Raw genomic sequence first — 17,114 nt, 5'->3', positions numbered from 1 at the left:
CATGCTCGCGATCGAAGGGCTCAAGGTCCGCTATGGCGCGGTCGAGGCGCTGAAGGGCATCTCGCTGGAGGTTGGGCAAGGCGAGGTCGTGACGCTGATCGGCGGCAACGGCGCCGGCAAGTCGACACTGATGCGGGCGATCGGGGGGCTGGTGAAGGTCGCTGGCGGCGCGATCCGCTTCGAGGGACGCGACATCACCGGCATCCGCGGGCATGACTGCGTCAGGCTCGGCATCGGCCATTCGCCGGAAGGGCGCCTGGTCTTCGGCGACCAGAGCGTGCGCGACAATCTCGTGCTTGGTGCCTATGCGCGTCGCGACGAGGATGGCATCGCCAGCGATATCGCGCGCTATTTCGCCGTCTTCCCGCGCCTTGCCGAGCGACAGGACCAGCTCGCAGGCACGCTCTCGGGCGGCGAGCAGCAGATGCTGGCGATCGCCCGCGCTTTGATGGCGCGGCCGAAATTGCTGCTGCTCGACGAGCCCTCGCTCGGCCTGGCGCCATTGATCGTGCGCGAGGTCTTCGCCGTGATCCGTCGGCTACGCGAGGAGGGCATGACGATCCTGCTGGTCGAGCAGATGGCCAATCAGGCGCTCGCCATCGCCGACCGCGCCTATGTCATCGAGACCGGCGCGATCACGCTCGAAGGCACCGGCGCCGAGCTGCTGCGCGACGAGCGCGTCCGCTCGGCCTATCTGGGCGCCTGACAATGGCCGACAGCGTCACCATCGTCGAGGTCGGCCCGCGCGACGGCTTGCAGAACGAGAAGGCCGGGATCGCCACGGCGGATAAGCTCGCGCTGATCGGGAGGCTCGCCGATGCCGGCCTGTCGCGGATCGAGACGACCGCCTTCGTCTCGCCGCGCTGGGTGCCTGAGATGGCCGATCATGAGGCGGTGATGCGCGGCGTCGATCGGCGACCCGGCGTGACCTATTCCGCCCTGGTCCCCAATGAGAAGGGAGCGGAGGCGGCGCTCGCTGCTGGCGCGCAGGCACTCGCCGTATTCACCGCGGCCTCCGAAAGCTTCTGCCGGACGAATACCAATTGCTCGATCACGGAGAGCATCGAGCGCTTCCGGCCGGTGATGGCGCTGGCAAGCCGTGCCGGCGTGCCGGTGCGCGGCTATGTCTCTTGCGCGCTCGACTGCCCCTATGAAGGAGAGATCGCGCCCGAGGCAGTCGCGGCAGTCACGGCCGAGCTGCTGGCGCTCGGCTGCAACGAGATCGCCTTGTCCGACACACTAGGTCGCGGCACGCCGGAACGGACGGCGGCGATGGTCGAAGCCGCCTTGCAGCGGGCACCGGCAATGATGCTCGCCGGCCATTTCCACGACACCTCCGGGCGCGCAATCGCCAATGTCGCGGCGGCCTGGGAGCTGGGCCTGCGCGTCTTCGATGGCTCGGTCGGCGGTCTCGGCGGCTGCCCTTATGCGCCCGGCGCCGCCGGAAATCTTGCGACCGAACGGCTGGTCGCGCATTTCGAGGCCAGGAGCATCGCGACCGGGATCGATCGCGCCTGCCTCGAGGCAACGGCTGAATGGATCGCCGGCCGCCGGGCGGCCTCGGCCGAATAGCGGGGCGGCCGGACGCCGCCCCGCACGAGGCCTGTCAGGCGACGAGGAAGCCGGCGTCGACCGGATCGTCGCGGTTGATCGTCCAGCGCGCGGTGCCGAGCAGGCCGGCGGTGCCCTTCACGGTCGGGCGCACGGCGCGGGTACCGTTCAGGCTGGTCTCGCCGATCAGGCAGCCCTCGAAGGTCCCGGAGCCGAGCAGGCCTTCCGAGCGGATCGGCTGGTTCATCTTCATCAGCCCGCGCGCCTCGTACATCGCCATCATCGCGCTGGTGCCGGTGCCGCCGGGGGAGCGGTCGAGCTGGCCGGCCGAGAAGACGTGGACGTTCTTGTAGAAGGCGCCCTCGATCGTCGGCTCGTGCCAGAAGGTGACGAAGTTGAAGTTGTTGATATGGGCCGAGGCCGGGTGCTGGATCGCGACCTTCTGGCGGAGCTGCTCGCGGGCGATGATGCCGAGACGCGAGAGCTCCGAGCCGTTCTCCGGCGAAATCCGGAGCGAGGTGCCGCGTAGGTCGATGATCCCAAAGTAATTGCCGCCCCAGACGATGTCGGCCTTGAGCGAGCCGACGCCCGGCAGATCGAACGGCACATCCTGCGCCGCGACATAGGCCGGCACATTTTCGAAGCGGGTCCAGAGCACGTCGGGACCGTCATTGGCGACCTCGGCCGTCACGAGGCCGGCGGTGGTCTCGAAGCGGATGGTGGTACGACCGTTCTCGCCGCGCCGGACGAGGCCGAGCGCGACCATCGCCATGCCGACCGCAATCGTGCCGTGACCGCACATATGGGAATACTGGGTGCCGTCGATATAGATCAGGCCGGCATCGAACTCCGGGCTCGACGGCGGCGTCAGGAAGACGCCGAACATGTCCTTGTGCCCGCGCGGCTCGCGCATCAGGGCGCAGCGCAGCCAGTCATAGTTCTCCTCGAGGAAGCGGCGCTTCTCCAGGATGCTCGATCCGGCTGGGTACGGAATCCCGCTATGGATGATGCAGAGGGGCTCACCCTCGGTATGCGTGTAGACGACGTCGAAGACATTCTGCTGGCGCATGTGCGGCTCCTTGGGAAAGCAGTGGGTCGAAGGGGTTAGCGGCGTCGCTCCGAGAGCACGTCGAGGCCGATGGTGAGGTCGAGCAGCACGATGACGACGGCGGCGACGATGATCGTCAGGCCGGAGACCGCGGCGATGGTCGGGTCGATCGTGTACTGGACGTAGTTGAACAGCTTGACCGGGATCGTGGTCAGCTCGGCGGTCGTGTTGAAGATGCTGAGCTCGACATTGATCCAGGAGGCGATGAAGGCGAAGATCGCACCGCTGACGAGCCCGCTGCGGATTTGCGGCAAGGTCACCAGGAAGAAGGTGGTCAGCGGCCGGGCACCGAGATCGGCGGAGGCGTCCTCCAGGCTGCGCTGGTCTTCGCTGAGCTGCGGCAGCACGGCCCGCAGCACGAAGGGCATGATGATCACGACATGCCCGACCAGCAGCGCCGGGAAGCTGCGGACGAGGCCGATCGCGCTGCCGTATTGCAGCAGCGCCGCGCCGAGCACGACATGCGGCAGGATCAGCGGCGACATCAGCGTCTCGGAGAGCAGACGGCGGCCGGTGAAGCGATAGCGGGCGATGGCGATCGCCGCCGGCACCGCCAGCAGCACGGCGACGATGGTCGCGGCGACGGCGAGCAGCGTGCTGATCAGAAAGGCGGAGACATAGGAGGGATCGCCGAGCATCTTGCCGTACCAGGCGAGCGTCAGTCCCTGCGGCGGGAAGGCGAGGAAGCTGGTCGTGGTCAGCGACGCCCCGACCAGGACGACAAGCGGCAGCGCGAGATAGGCGAGCGCGGCGAAGGAGACGATCCGGACGAGAGCTGACACCATCTCACGCCCTCCTCGGTTCACTGAGGCGCCCGGCGATGGCGACGAGCGCCAGCGTCAGCACCAGCATGGTGATGCTGAGCGCACCGCCATAGTTGAAGTCGAAGACTGAGCTGTATTGCTGGAAGATCAGCATCGAGAAGACGGTGATCCGCCCGCCGCTGAGCAGCGCCGGCGTGACATAGGCACTGACCGCCAGCATGAAGACCATGACAGCGCCGGCCATCAGGCCGGGCAGGCTGAGCGGGAAGATGATGGTCCGGAAGGTGCCGGCCGGCGTCGCGCCGAGATCGGCAGAGGCATGCTCCAGCGCCGGATCGACCTTGGCGAGCGCGTTGCCGACGGCGAGCACGATGAAGGGCAGTAGAATGTAGACGAGGCCGATCAGGATGCCGAGCTCAGTTCCGAGGAAGCGCATCGGCCGCTCGATCAGGCCGAGCCCGATCAGCCCGTCATTGACCAGGCCATTGCGGCCGAGCAGCACCATCCAGCCGAAGGAGCGCACGATGTTGCTGGTGAACAGCGGCACGACCAGGAGGATCACGCAGAAGCGGCGCCAGGGCCGCCATTTGACGATGCGGACGAGATACCAGGCGAGCGGATAGCCGATCAGGACGCAGACCAGCGTGGTCAGCGCGCCGATGCGGAAGGTCACCCAGAGCACGTCCCAGTGATAGGTGTCGGCGAGGATGCGGACATAGTGCGCGAAGGTCGGCTGGCCGGCCGGCGTCGTCAGGCTCGCGATCAGCACGACCGCCATCGGCGCCAGGAAGAAGGCGACGAAGAAGGCCGCCGGCAGGGCGCAGAGCAGCAGGACCGGGCGCGGCACTCCGCTCATCACGCATCCCCCGGCACGAGGCTGATGTCGACGAGGCGGATATTGGCGAAGACGGCCTGGCCGGCGCTCATCCCGGCGAGGGCGGACGGGGCAAGCCGGGCGGTCAGCGTAGTATCTCCAACGGTCAGTCCGACCGAGGCATGGCTGCCGACATGGACGATCTCGGAGACGACGGCCGGCAAGGCGAGGCGCTCGGCGACGGGCTCGGTCGTGACGAGGATGTCCTCGGGCCGCAGCACGCCGGTCAGGGTGCCTTGCGGCGCATCGGCAGCCGGCAAAGTGATCACGCCGCCAAGCAGCGAGACGCTGTCATCACCGCGCCTGTCGACCGCGAGCAGGTTGGCATCGCCGATGAAATCGGCAGCGAAGCGGGTCGCCGGGCGGGCGTAGATGTCCTGGCCACGGCCGATCTGCTCGATGCGGCCACGATTCATCAACACGATCCGGTCGGCCATGCTCATCGCCTCGTCCTGATCGTGCGTCACGAACAGGAAGGCGATGCCGAGCCGGTGCTGGATCTGCTTTAGCTCACTCTGGACCTTCTTGCGCAGCTTCAGGTCGAGCGCGCTCAGGGGCTCGTCGAGCAGCAGCAATTGCGGCCGGTTGACGATGGCGCGGGCCAGCGCGACGCGCTGCTGCTGACCACCGGAAAGCTGAGCCGGCAGGCGCTCGCCGAAGCCGGAAAGGCCGACAAGCTCCAGCGCCTCGGCAGCGCGCCTGGCCGCCTCATCCCTGGCGACGCCCTGCCGGCGCGGCCCATAGGCGACGTTCTCGGCGACGCTCATATGCGGGAAGAGCGCGTAGTTCTGGAACACCGTATTGAGTGGACGCCGATAGGGCGGCAGCCGCGTCACGTCCTCGCCGGCGAGCCGGATCGTGCCGGCCTCCGGCGTCAGGAAGCCGGCGATGCAGCGCAGCAGCGTGGTCTTGCCGCAGCCCGAGGGCCCCAGCAGGGCGATGAACTCGCCCTGCTCGACGGCAAGGTCGATCGCCGTCAGCGCCGCCTGTCCGCCGAAATGCTTGGACAGGCCGTCTATGGCGAGGATGGGGCTCATGCTGCGGCTCGCGATGCTCGTTGCCATCAGCTCACTTGCGGGCGATCTGCCGGTTCCACTCGTCGACGACGCGCGAGCGCAGGCCGTTGATCTCAGCCCAGTCGAACAATTGCAGGTTCTTGACCGAGCCGGTTTCGCCCCAGGGCAGTTTGCGGGCCGTCTCGAGCTTGACCGTGACGTTCTTCACCGACGGGCCGAGATAGAGTTTTTCCGCCAGGCAGCCGGAGGCTTCCGGTGTCAGCGCCTGGTTGATGAATTTGGCGGCCGCGTCCTTCTTCGGCGTGCCCTTGACCAGATGAAGGCGCGCATCGGTCGCCCAGGCGCCCTCCTTGGGCACGACGAAGCCGATCGGCAGGCCCTTGTCGGCGAGATCCCAGGCGCCGACGTTGAAATGCGCGCCGATGATCGCCTCGCCGCTCTGATAGGCGTTGGTGGCGGCGCCCGAGGAATCGAAGAACAGCGCGGCCTTGAGCTCCTTGATCTTCTTGAAGGTCGGAGCGAGGTCGCCGGCCGGATGGCCCCAGATCTTCGACAGGAACATCACGAAGGGCACGCCGGAGGAATTCGCCGGCGAGGGAATGGTGACGGCGTCCTCGAACTCCGGCTTCCAGAGATCGTTCCAGGAGGTCGGCGCGGTCTTTACCTTCTGGGTGTTGTAGGTGAGCCCAAGCGAGTAGTAGCCGGTGCCGACCGCATAGGTGGTCGCGCCGCTCTTGTAGATCGCTTCCGGCAGGGTGTTGGCGAGATTGGGGATCGCCGCCGGGTCGAGAGTGTCGGTCACCTCCGCGGCGAGGGCGAGCTCGCTGATGCCGCCATCCATCCAGGCGACGTCGATGGTCGGCGCCGCCTTCTGCTGCTGCAGCTTCGCCAATGTGACGGTCGAGGTGCCGATCTCGGCATTGACGGCGATACCGGTCGCCTTGGTAAAGGGCTCGGCGACGCAAGCCTTGAAGGCCTCGCCCCAATTGCCGCCATACCAGGCGACGGTGATCGACGAGGGCTGCTGCGCCAGCGCCGGGGCGGTGAGCAGGGTGGTGGCGAGCATGGCCGTGGCCAGCCGGACGGTTGGGGTCATCGTCGTTCTCCTCTGCCGAGCGTCTTTGCGCTTCTGTAGCGACATTGGCGCGCGGGCCACAAAACGCACTAGAATGCGCCGGCCCAAAATTTGAATAATCACGACATGAGCACCGCCCAGTTCCATCACCCCGCCAGCGACCGGCCGCAGACCGCCGCAGCGCCGGTCTCGCGGCTGCGGATCGGCTTCCTGCTGCTCGACCAGTTCACGCTCGCCGCGTTCTCCGGGCTGATCGACGTGCTCCGGCTGGCTGCGGATCATGGCGGGCGCAGCCGCCAGCTCCATGCCAGCTGGACGGTGATGAGCCTCGACGGCGAGCCGCGGCGTTCGAGCTGCGGCGTCTCGGTCACGCCGAATGCCGGCCTGCTCGACCCCGCCAGCTTCGACTATCTCGCCGTCTGCGGCGGCAACGACTATCTCAACGACGCTCTCCCCGAGAGCCTGCTCGGCTATCTGCGCCAGGCGGCGACGTCGGGTGTACGTTTGCTCGGCATCTGCACCGGCACCTTCGCCATCGCCCGGGCCGGCCTCGCCGGCCCGCGCCGGGTCTGCGTGCACTGGAACGTGCTCGACGCCTTCAAGGAGCGCTTTCCCAAGGTCTCGGCCGGGGTCGAGCGGCTCTTCATCGACGAGGGCGACCTGATCACCTGCGCCGGCTCGACCGCCGCGATCGATCTCGGCCTTTATCTCGTCGCGCGCCATTGCGGCCGCGACAAGGCCCAACAGGCGATGCGGCACATGATGCTGCAGGACATGCGCCCGGCCGAGATGCCGCAGGCGCATTTCTACGCCGAGCTGGCGCCCAATCTCGATGTTCGGGTGCAGCAGGCGGCGCAGTTCATCGAGCAGCGGCTCGACAATCCCCCGCCGATCGCCGCGGTCGCGCGCTATGTCGGCGTCAGCCCGCGCCAGCTCGAGCGCCTGTTCGGCGCCTCGCTCGGCCAGAGCCCGGCGGCCTTCCAGCGCAAGCTGCGGCTCGACTATGCGAAATGGCTGATCCTGAACAGCAAGCGCTCGCTCACAGACATCGCCATGGGCGCGGGCTTTGCCGACAGCGCCCATCTCTCGCGGGATTTCAAGGCCGCCTTCCGCGAAACCCCGCGCTCCCTGCGGCAGAAGGCTCAGCCCGGCTGAGACGTCCCGCCTGTCAGAGGCAGGCGGCGATCGCTGCGAGTTGCGCCTCCAGCCCGGTCCCACGCGCCGGGAAGCGGCCCTCGAGCGCCGACGTGCCGATGGTGAACCCAGCGGCGCCGGCCTGCCGAACCGCCTCGATCTGCTCCGGCCGGTCGATCGAGCCCGCAACGATCACCGGCTTGTCCGTCGCTCCGCAGACGGCCGTCATCAGCGCCGGGACATCGGCGCCGGAGCGATAGGCGAGCAGGTCGAGCCCATTGACGCCGTCCCGGCTCGCAATGGCGCGGGCGCTGGCGACGATCTCGTCGATCGAGCCGTTCAGCACGCTGGGATGGCCCGCAATCTCGCCCGGGAAGGGATAGTAGCGGATGCCGGTGCCGCGCAGCAGCGGCAGGACATCGTCGACATGCGTTCCGCCCAGCAGATGGTCGACGCCAAGATCGATGGCTGCGCGCACCGACATGATCTCGCTGGCGCGATCGAGCGAGACGACTTCGAGATAGCTTACCGCACCGCCGGCCTTGATCATGCGGCCGAGTTCCCTGAGCGCGGGAAGCGGCAATCCGACATCCTTGAAGCCGATATGGCGGATGCCGGCGGCGAGCGCGGTCGCGACATGCCCGGCAGCGTCGGGCACCGTCCGGTCATGGCGCGTCAGCATAAAAATGAAATCGAGGTCAGCCATGGCGATGATCCTGGTCGCGCGCGGCCGTGAGGCGGCACGCATAGTCGAAAGCGGTTTCGAGGCTGGCGGGATCCGCGATGCCCTGCCCGGCGATGTCGAAGGCCGTACCGTGATCGGGGCTGGTGCGGATGAAGGGCAGGCCGAGCGTGATGTTCACCCCCTTGTCGAGGCCGAGATATTTGACCGGGATCAGGCCCTGATCATGATACTGCGCCACGACGATATCGAAACGGCCGGCGCGCGCCTGCATGAAGACGGTGTCGCCCGGCCAGGGACCGCTCGCATCGATCCCCTCGCGCCGCGCCGCCGCGACCGCCGGGGCGATGATCTCGATTTCCTCGCGGCCGAACAGACCGCCCTCCCCGGCATGGGGGTTGAGCCCGGCGACGGCGATGCGTGGCGCTGCGAAGCCGAGCGCCTTCCCGCCTGCATGGGCGAGGCGAATGGCCGACATCTGCGCGGCAAAATCGGCGCGTTCGATCGCCTCGCGCAGCGAACAGTGGATCGTGACGAGAACTGTCCGGATCTCGTCATTGGCCAGCATCATCGCCACACGGCCCGCCTTGCCACGATCGGCCAGGATTTCGGTATGGCCGGGGTAGCCGAAGCCTGCGGCCGACAATGACTCCTTGTGGATCGGCGCCGTGACGATCCCGGCGATTTGCCCGGCTGCAGCCAGCTCGATGGCCAGCGCGATCGCATCGAACGCGGCCTTGCCGCTTCTCGCATTGACGGTGCCGAGCGGAGGAGGCGCGTCGAGGTGGGAGGATGCGAGGACATCGATCGTGCCCGGCTCGCAGGTAGCCTCACTCACCGCCGCGACCGTCCGGAGCTGGAGCGTGCTGCCCAGGAGGGTCAGGGCATGGCGCATGACCAGCGGATCCCCGATCACGATCGCAGGCCGCGCCCGGTTTTCTCCCTGCAATGTGCCTTCGGCCACTCGCCTCACGAACAGCTTCGCGACGATCTCCGGCCCGATGCCGGACGGATCTCCCATGGTGATCGCGATAGGCAGGGCTGTCGATCTCATCGGGCTCTCTCCAGCAGAACAAGCCGGCTGCCACGCCCGAGAAACGGCGTTGGCGCCTTCCGTGGCGATGCCGGTCTGCGCAGAATCCCGCATCTTCATGCCCGTGAGGATGCCAGAATTGTCCGCACTGAAAATCCATATGATCTGACAGATACTGGTGATAATCGATCACCAATGAAGCGCACCGAGATTCCCTCGCTCGACGATCTTCGCGCCCTGGAGGCGGTAGCTCGGCTCGGGTCCGTGCGAGCCGCCGCGATCGAGCTCGCCTTGACGCATGGTGCTGTCAGCCGACGGGTTTCGAAGCTCGGCATGGATATCGGCGTGGCCTTGCTCGAAGCGGATGGGCGCGGCGTACGGCCGACGGCCAGCGGCGAGACGCTGGCGTCGGCGACGGGTCAGGCGCTCGGCCTGATCTCGGGCGCGCTCGCTGCGATCAGGACAGATGCCGCGCCGGCCCCGATCGTCCTGTCCTGCGAGCGATCCCTGGCGATGCGCTGGCTGATCCCGCGCCTGTCCGAGTTCCAGGATGCCTATCCGGCGATCGAGGTGCATCTGTCGACGGGTGGAGGTGCACTGGATTTCGAGCGCGAACGGGTGACGGTCGCGATCAGGCGGCTGGATTTCGCGCTCGATCCGGGCTGGGCGGTCACGGCGCTGATGCCAGAGCGCGTGGGCCCGGTGATGCCGCCATCGCTGCGCGGGACCTTCGACAGCGGCGACTATGTCGCGCTGGGATCACGAACCCGGCCGCAGGCCTGGCAGGCCTGGCTTGAGGGGCAGCCGACCGCGCCTCGCCCCCGTTCGGTCCGGCTGCTGGACCATCATTTCCTGATGCTCGAGGCCGCACTCGGCGGCCTCGGCGTGGCTCTCTCGCCGCAAGCGATCGCGGCAAGCGAGGTCAAAGCAGGACGACTTGAAGCACCGGCCGGCTTCACTGCGGACGGAACCACCTATGGTCTCATCCAGCCCCGGACTTCGGCGATCAGCGAAGACCTGTCGGCGCTGCGGACCTGGCTCATGACCCAGGCCGCAGCGCTCTGAGGATAACGGGCCCCCGCTCGCTCAGGGCATGACCGGCGCGCGATAGGTGAAGGTGTGCATCAGCGCGACCGCGAGCAGCATCACCACCGGGAAGTGGATGAAGAACTGCATAGAGGTGTAGCCGATCAGGTCCTTCGACTTCAGCTTGAGCACGCCGAGCAGCGGCAGCATCCAGAACGGATTGATGAAGTTCGGCAGGGTCTCGGCGATGTTGTAGACCATCACCGTCCAGCCGAGATGCGAGCCGATCTCGTTGGCCGCCTTCATGATGTAGGGCGCCTCGATGATCCATTTGCCGCCGGCAGAGGGGATGAAGAAGCCGAGGATCGCCGAATAGATGCCGACGATGAAGGAGAACACGCTGGCATCGCTGGCGAGGCTGACGAACCAGTGAGCGATGGTGTCGGACAGCGAGGCGCCCTCGGCCTTCACCCGCGTCAGCATGTAGGCGATGCCGCCATAGAACGGAAACTGCAGCAGCACGCCGGCGACACTCGGCATCGCCTGCGAGAAGCTGACCAGAAAGCTGCGCGGCCGCCAGTGCAGCAGCGCGCCGACCAGCAGGAAGACGAAGTTGTAGGTGTTGAGGCCAGACATCGTGATCAGCGGATTGCCGGACTTGAAGGTCTCGTAGAACCAGCCGGCGGCCAGCACGACGATCAGGATCGTCAGGAGCGGGCTGAATTCGAGATAGTCGCCCGGCCGCGTCGGCTTCTGCTCGGCCTTGACGTCGGTGAGGTCGACGCCGAGGTCGGCGGCGGTCCGGGCCGTAGCGTCGGACGGGGTGGTGTAGTAGCAGATCGCCGCCGAGAGCGCCGTGCCAACCACGATCACCAAGAGGTTCTGCCAAGTCAGGATCGTCTCGTAGAAGCTGATCACGCCGGTGATCGGCATCAGCGAGGGCGGGATGCTCGCCGGATTGGCCTGGAGCTGCGCCGCCGAGGAGCTGATGCCGAGGGTGAAGCCGAAGCCGAGCCCGAGATAACCGGCCGCGCCCGCCGCGCGATAATCGAGGCGGATGTCCTTGCGCCTGGCGATCTCGCGCACCAGCAGGCCGGAGAAGATCAGGCTGACGCCCCAGTTGACCAGCGAGAGCAGGATGCTGACCACGCCGACGAAGACGACGGCGCCGCGGCCTGTGCTCGGCATTGCGGCAGCCCGGCGCATCAGCGCCGCGACCGGCGGCGAGAGCGCCACGATGTAGCCGCCGATGGCGACCAGCGCCATCTGCATGGTGAAGGGAATGATGCTCCAGAAGCCTTCGCCGAAGGCGGTGCTGACTGCGACCGGCGAGCCGCCATGCGCGATCGCCGCGAGCGCGACCGCCACCGTCGCCAGCAGGACGAAGATATAGGCGTCCGGAAACCAGCGTTCCGAGAACGCCACCATGGTCTGCGACAGGCGCACGAGGACGCCTTCGCGCGGCGCCGCCGCGCGTTCGTTCAGGATCGTATCTGTCATTGTCCCCTCTTATGGCGGTTAGCCGCCGTTGGTTTACAGTCAGGCGTCGAGAACGAGGTCGCTGAGCGGCACCGCGCAGCAGGTCAGGCAATCGTCGGGCTCGCCGTCATGGGGCGAGAAGTGGCTGGCGGTGCCGGAGACGACACGCAGGCGGCAGCTCTCGCATTGGCCGCTGCGGCAGCCGCTCGGCAGCGACAGCCCGGCCGCCTCGGCGGCATCGAGCAGGCTGCCGGCCTGTACTGACCAGTCGAAGGATGCCCCGCTCCGCTGCAGCACGATACGGCGCGGCGCCAGATTGGCGGGAATGTCGATCTGCGAGACGAAGACCTCGCTGAAGACGTCGAAGCCCGGTAGGCCAATGCTCGCCAAAGCGGCCCGGGTGTCGGCGACGAAACCGTCGGGCCCGCAGAGATAGGCCAGCGGCCGGCGCGCCCCAGGAACGAGGCCCAGCCCTGCAATGTCCGGCCGGCCGGCATGGTCAAAATCGCGACCGAGCTGGTCCTGTGGTCGCGGCCGGGTGAAGGCCCGGATCACTCGCAGCTCCGGAATTCGCCCGGCGATCGTCGACAGCCAGTCACCGAAAGGCTGCTCGGCGCCATTGCGGCAGATATAAACCAGCTCGACCGAGGGCGGGCGCTGCTCCGGCAGGGTCCGAGCGAGCGCGGCGAGATAGCCGACGAAAGGCGTGATACCGACGCCAGCCGCGACCAGAATCACCGGGCGGGTGCCGGTCAAGGGCGGCGTGAAAATCCCCGCCGGCGGCTGCAGCGTGACGATGCTGCCGGGTTCCAGCTCGTGCAGCCGCGTCGACATCCGGCCGGGCGGCATGCCGTCGGTGCCGGCCGTGATCCGGCGGACCGCGATCTCGTATTCGGCGGGATTCTCGGTCGGGCCGGTCAGCGAATAGCTACGCGACAATCCCGTTCCGGGCTCGGTCACCTCAACATGCTGGCCGGGGAGGAAACCGGACAGCGACCCGCCATCGACGGGAGCGAGACCGAAGGCGAGGACATCCTCGGCCTCGTGCCGGCGCGAGACGATGCGGAAGGCACGCTCTCCGGTCCACCAGCCGCGCGAGGCGGCCTCGTCGCGGATGATCTCGCAAGCCACCGCCCTGAGCGGCACTGAGCCGCTGATCGGGTCGCGATCGCGGTCGGACAAGATCGCGTTGATGTTGCGCGTTGCCGGTCCCGTTACCGCCCCACCGGGGCGCCCGAGCGGCGTGCAGGCTTCCCACCAGCCGAACTCGGCGATCACGGTCCCGGCCGGCAGCGTCGGCTCCAGCTTGGCGCGCAGTTTCGCCTCGCCGTCGCGCGTGCGCACGATCACCCAGTCGCCGGCGACGATGCCGCGCGCCTGAGCGTCCGCCGGGCTGAGCTCGACCGATGGATCGGGCGCCTTGCGCCTGAGCGAAGCGACATGGCGGTGCGACGAGTGGACGAACCAGCCGGATTTTGCGGTCGAAAGCAGCAGCGGCAGCTCGGCCGGGCGCCCGGCTGCGCTCGCCGGCTCGACATGGCAGGGCAGCGCCGGATGGCCGAGCGCAAGCAACTGCTCGGAATAGATCTCGACCCGGCGGCTCGCCGTAGGGAAACCGGCAGCCCCGTCTTCCGTGCGGATCGCAGCGTACTTGCGCTCCGGGTTGGGCTGCGGCACGCGGATGCCGCCCGGCTGGGCCCGCAGTTGCGCGACACTCAGCCCGAGCGGTTCGAGCTGGTGGTTCCAGCCGGCCTCGATAGAACCGCCGAAGAACTCCTCCGCATGGCCGAGCCGGCAGGCGAGGTCGAAGGCGATGTCGTAGTCGGCCCGGACATCGCCGCGTGGCGGCACCATGGCCTGGCGCAGCTGGATGTGCTCGACCGCGTCCTGCGTGATCTCGAAACCGAGCCGCAGTGCCTCGCGCTCCCAAGGCATGCTGGCGGGCAGGACGATGTCGGCCTGCTCGGCGGTCGGGTTCATGAACATGTCGACATGAACATGGAATTCGAGCGCTTGCAGCGCGGCGCGATTGCGCGCGGAATCGCCCTGCGACACCACGAAATTGGTGCCGAAGCTCATCAATGCGCGGACGCGATAGGGCTCGCCCTCGAGCACGGACCGGCAGAAATCGCGGGCGGTGATCCAGCCCTTTGCCGGCGGGCCCAATGGTAGCTCGGCGAGGCCGAGGGCCTTGCGGCGCTGGGTTTCCGGCAGCAGGCCATAGTCGTTCACGGTGCGGAAAGGCGGCGCGCTCGTCCAGACATTGCCGCCGATGCGGTCACTCGCGCCGGTGAGCGCATAGAGCGTGCCGATGGCGCGCTCGATCATGGTCGCGTTGGAATGTTGGCCGACGCCGGTCCACGAATGATAAGCCAGCCGGGGCGCCCCCTCGAACAGACCGTAGAAGCTGGCGAGGTCGTCGATCGCGAGCCCGGTGATCCCGGCGACATGCTCCGGCGTGAAGGCGGCGGCCTCGCGCGCCAGGAGCCGCAGCACGGTGGCGCAGACGATCGCTCTACCGTCCGCGCCTTGCAGCGTCGCCTCGCCGTCGAGGACGATGTCCTGCGGCCGCTCGAGCGCCTCGTGGGTGTCATAGGCCTGCGGCCAACCATCCGGCCGCAACAGCACGAAGGCATCGTCCGCGCCGTCTGCCCGGAGATCCTGCGCGCGCAGCAGACGCCCGGTCGACAGATCGACCAGCATCGGCGCATTCGTCCATTGCCGGACGAATGCGTCGTCATAGCTGCGATTCATCAGGAGATGGCGGATCGCGCCCATGGCCAGCGCCCCGTCCGCACCTGGGCGGATGCCGAGCCAGAGATCGGCACCCTCGCCGGCGCCGCCGCGCTTGGGATCGACCACCGCGACGGTCGCGCCACGCTTGCGCGCGGCGGCGATGCGGGTCGCCTGCGCCAGCCATGTCCGCGTCGGGTTGTGTCCCCAGAGCACGATGGCGTCCGCATTGTCGTAATCGGCCGCGCCGATGCCGCGGCCATAGGTCAGGGCCTGGGCGAAATCCTTGTGCCAGCCACAGATCTCCACGGCGTAGATCAGATTGGGGCTGCCGAAGCAGCGAATGAAGCGCTCGACCCATTCGAAGCTGTCGACCATCGGCGTGCCGCTCGGCGTCGTCACCGCGAAGGCGACCGTCTCGGCGCCGGTCTCGCTTCGGATCGTGCCGAGCCGCTCGGCGATCGTGTCGAGCGCCTCAGGCCACTCGATCTCGACCCAGTCCGGCGCTTCGGCGCCACGCGGCGTGGTGCGCTTCAACGGCCTAGTCAGCCGCAGCGGGCTGTCGACCAGCTCGGGTGCTGCCCGCCCCTTGGCGCAGAGCGCCGCCCCGGTCGGATGGGCCGGATTGGGCAAAACCGCGACGAGACGCCCGTCCAGCACATGGTTCAGCGAACCACAGCGGGAGCGGCACAGGGTGCAATAGCCCTCTTTGATTTCGGCATTCCGCATATCGGACATAAGGTAGTGTATTACGCGTGACGCGCTACTTCAAGTCCGAGATGCGACTGGTCATAGCCGGGGCGATCATGGCAGAGAGCATCAACTATGCGGCGCAAGGCGGGGAACGGATGCAGCTGATCTCGGGAGACGCCAATCTGCGCGAACAGGTCGTCGATCAACTGCGGATCGCGATCGTCTCCGGCGAGATGCAGCCGGGCACGGTCTGCTCGGTCCCGTCGCTGGCGCGCACGCTCGGCATCTCGACGACGCCGATCCGGGAGGCCCTGCTCCAGCTCACCTCGGACGGGCTGCTCCAGCCGATGCGCAATCGCGGCTTCCGGGTCGTCGATCCCTCGCTCGACGAGTTGCGCGGCATCTTCGAGGTGCGCAGGCAGCTCGAAGCCTCTGCCTTCCGCAAGCTGGTCAGGATGGGGACTGAGGATATCTCTGAACTCCAGGCGCAGGCCGACGCCGTCGCCGAATCCGTCGAGACCGGCGACGTGCCGCGCTATCTCGCCGCCGACCGAGCCTTCCATGCGGAATTGCTCGCACTCGCCGGCAACGAGGTCCTGGCCGACATCGTCCTGCGCCTGCGCGACCGGATGCGGCTCTACGGCATCCGCTCAGCCCATGGCCTGGAGCGGCAGAAAGCGTCCGTGCCGGAGCATTACCGCATCATCGAAGTGATCCGGCAGGGATTGGAGGACGAAGCCGAGGCTCTGATGACCAGCCATGTCATGGCCTGGGAGCCGATCTTCACTGAAGCGATCGCGCAGAGAAACGCTCAGTCCGAATAGAGCCGGTCGTCGCCCTATCGGCGCCGCGTCTGCGTCAGGCGAACCGGAGTCAGTCGACGCATCGCCGTGTAACGGTCGCAGGCTGCCCGGAGCGCTCCGACACTTTGCACTCTTCAGAACCCGCAGAAGGCGACGAAGGTCTCAGCAAACCGTCGCCCACTTACTGCAACCGGGAGGATGACGACGTGGCGGAGGGCTCGATTCGGCGGACGACATCACTGCAGCAATCTGTGGCGCCTATCCCTCATCAAGGCTTCACCCGAGGAGATCATCTGCGAGGACGCCGGCATCGGTCTGCAGGCCCTCGCGGCAACATGCCAAGATTGCAATCGGACGCGCCGCCGTGAACGGGCATAAGCAGCCCAACTTCAACCTAAAATTGCTTCAGTTCTATACTACGACCTGAAATCAGTTGTTTGACACGCCCTGAAACGCTCCCTTTTAGCCTCGCGGCTCCGGGGGAAGCATGCCGAGGACGGGTAAAGGGCCAGCCAACGACAGCGCGAGGGCCTTTTTGAAGGCGTATCGGCACGCCGCAGGCCTGATTCAAGAGCATTTGTCGGAGCGCATTGAAGTCAAGCAACAGCAAATTTCGCAGTATGAAGCCGGAAGGAATAAGATTCCGTTTGAAGTCGTAGTCACGATTGAAGATCTTTGGGGCGTGAGCGCTCGAAGCTTCATGCGTCCTGACAGCGAATCTGCCGAACAGGGGAAAGAAGGTTTTATGATGAAGGGGCAGGCCGGCTATCTGGTGGATCTGCCTATCGACGTCCAAGAGGATGCCGAGGGTCAACAAGGCGAGCAGATAAAGCTCGATCTTGGCCGGATTCAAGACCCGGCAGACCGGCAGAAACTCCGGGATTTATACCAAACACTGCTGAGCGAACAGAATGGCGCCTAGAGCGCTCTCCGGGGGACCTAGATCGCAGAGGTTTTAGAGGCGCGAGGTTTCGGCACGGCCACTCGCTAGGCGCTTTGTGCTTCTTCGCCCAGAACGGCAAAAGCCCGCGGAGATTTCTCTCTGCGGGTTTTTGCATTTTTCATTGATTTGGTTGCGGGGGCCAGATTTGAACTGACGACCTTCAGGTTATGAGCCTGACGAGCTACCGGGCTGCTCCACCC

General features: G+C 67.0%; 15 protein-coding genes. 6 read left to right on the top strand and 9 right to left on the bottom strand.

Annotated elements, in window-relative coordinates:
- Position 1 precedes the first annotated feature (1 nt).
- Positions 2–706 carry an ABC transporter ATP-binding protein gene (locus tag V7S63_RS19490; protein WP_091834252.1) on the top strand — a complete coding sequence of 235 codons (705 nt, stop codon included), beginning with the start codon at positions 2–4 and terminating at the stop codon, positions 704–706.
- 2 nt (positions 707–708) lie between these two features.
- A complete protein-coding gene (locus tag V7S63_RS19485) occupies positions 709–1,572 on the top strand; it encodes a hydroxymethylglutaryl-CoA lyase (protein ID WP_336531416.1) in 864 nt (287 codons plus the stop codon).
- 34 nt (positions 1,573–1,606) lie between these two features.
- Here V7S63_RS19485 and V7S63_RS19480 read toward each other — a convergent pair whose 3' ends face one another.
- Genes V7S63_RS19480 through V7S63_RS19460 form a run of 5 tightly spaced genes read right to left on the bottom strand, consistent with a single transcriptional unit; the run spans position 1,607 to position 6,409 of the window.
- Positions 1,607–2,620 carry a proline racemase family protein gene (locus V7S63_RS19480; protein WP_091832526.1) on the bottom strand — a complete coding sequence of 338 codons (1,014 nt, stop codon included), beginning with the start codon at positions 2,618–2,620 and terminating at the stop codon, positions 1,607–1,609.
- A 35-nt stretch (positions 2,621–2,655) separates the two neighbouring features.
- Positions 2,656–3,444 (bottom strand): ABC transporter permease, encoded by a 789-nt coding sequence (locus tag V7S63_RS19475; RefSeq protein WP_336531415.1) that lies wholly within the window; start codon positions 3,442–3,444, stop codon positions 2,656–2,658.
- Position 3,445: 1 nt separating this feature from the next.
- Positions 3,446–4,279 carry an ABC transporter permease gene (locus V7S63_RS19470; RefSeq protein WP_091832520.1) on the bottom strand — a complete coding sequence of 278 codons (834 nt, stop codon included), beginning with the start codon at positions 4,277–4,279 and terminating at the stop codon, positions 3,446–3,448.
- A complete protein-coding gene (locus V7S63_RS19465; RefSeq protein ID WP_336531414.1) occupies positions 4,279–5,334 on the bottom strand; it encodes an ABC transporter ATP-binding protein in 1,056 nt (351 codons plus the stop codon). Before V7S63_RS19465 ends, V7S63_RS19470 begins: the two co-directional genes overlap by 1 nt.
- 31 nt (positions 5,335–5,365) lie before the next feature.
- Positions 5,366–6,409, bottom strand: coding sequence for an ABC transporter substrate-binding protein (locus V7S63_RS19460; RefSeq protein ID WP_336531413.1), 1,044 nt, complete (start codon positions 6,407–6,409; stop codon positions 5,366–5,368).
- Positions 6,410–6,514: 105 nt separating this feature from the next.
- On the opposite strand from V7S63_RS19460, the gene V7S63_RS19455 reads away from it, so the two are divergent.
- Entirely contained in the window at positions 6,515–7,543 is a 1,029-nt protein-coding gene (locus V7S63_RS19455; RefSeq protein ID WP_336531412.1) for a GlxA family transcriptional regulator, read from the top strand.
- A 13-nt stretch (positions 7,544–7,556) separates the two neighbouring features.
- On the opposite strand, the gene V7S63_RS19450 is transcribed toward V7S63_RS19455, so the two are convergent.
- Entirely contained in the window at positions 7,557–8,228 is a 672-nt protein-coding gene (locus V7S63_RS19450; RefSeq protein WP_336531411.1) for a 4-hydroxythreonine-4-phosphate dehydrogenase, read from the bottom strand.
- Positions 8,221–9,258 (bottom strand): 4-hydroxythreonine-4-phosphate dehydrogenase PdxA, encoded by a 1,038-nt coding sequence (pdxA, locus tag V7S63_RS19445; RefSeq protein ID WP_336531410.1) that lies wholly within the window; start codon positions 9,256–9,258, stop codon positions 8,221–8,223. Before pdxA ends, V7S63_RS19450 begins: the two co-directional genes overlap by 8 nt.
- Before the next feature lie 174 nt (positions 9,259–9,432).
- Here pdxA and V7S63_RS19440 point away from each other — a divergent pair, with 174 nt between their 5' ends.
- Positions 9,433–10,302 (top strand): LysR family transcriptional regulator, encoded by an 870-nt coding sequence (locus tag V7S63_RS19440; protein ID WP_336531409.1) that lies wholly within the window; start codon positions 9,433–9,435, stop codon positions 10,300–10,302.
- 21 nt (positions 10,303–10,323) lie between these two features.
- Here the strand turns inward: V7S63_RS19440 and V7S63_RS19435 are convergent, their stop codons facing one another.
- Together V7S63_RS19435 and V7S63_RS19430 are read right to left on the bottom strand one after the other, a co-directional pair.
- Positions 10,324–11,763, bottom strand: a complete 1,440-nt coding sequence (locus V7S63_RS19435; RefSeq protein WP_336531408.1) for a short-chain fatty acid transporter — start codon at positions 11,761–11,763, stop codon at positions 10,324–10,326.
- Positions 11,764–11,802: 39 nt separating this feature from the next.
- Positions 11,803–15,213: a molybdopterin-dependent oxidoreductase gene (locus V7S63_RS19430; RefSeq protein WP_336531407.1), complete on the bottom strand. Its 3,411-nt coding sequence runs from the start codon at positions 15,211–15,213 to the stop codon at positions 11,803–11,805.
- 17 nt (positions 15,214–15,230) lie between these two features.
- Between V7S63_RS19430 and V7S63_RS19425 the strand changes: the two genes are divergently transcribed.
- Together V7S63_RS19425 and V7S63_RS19420 are read left to right on the top strand one after the other, a co-directional pair.
- Positions 15,231–15,992, top strand: coding sequence for a GntR family transcriptional regulator (locus V7S63_RS19425; protein WP_336531406.1), 762 nt, complete (start codon positions 15,231–15,233; stop codon positions 15,990–15,992).
- A gap of 466 nt (positions 15,993–16,458) precedes the next feature.
- The gene (locus V7S63_RS19420; RefSeq protein ID WP_336531405.1) at positions 16,459–16,893 is read left to right on the top strand and encodes a helix-turn-helix domain-containing protein; all 435 of its coding nucleotides are present in this window, start codon (positions 16,459–16,461) and stop codon (positions 16,891–16,893) included.
- The last annotated feature ends 221 nt before the right edge of the window (positions 16,894–17,114 follow it).

It is taken from the genome of Allobosea sp. CCNWLY174 (assembly GCF_037120455.1).
GTDB lineage: Bacteria > Pseudomonadota > Alphaproteobacteria > Rhizobiales > Beijerinckiaceae > Allobosea > Allobosea lupini.
Note: the sequence above shows the minus strand (reverse complement) of the source record. Positions and strands in the feature narration are given on the sequence as shown.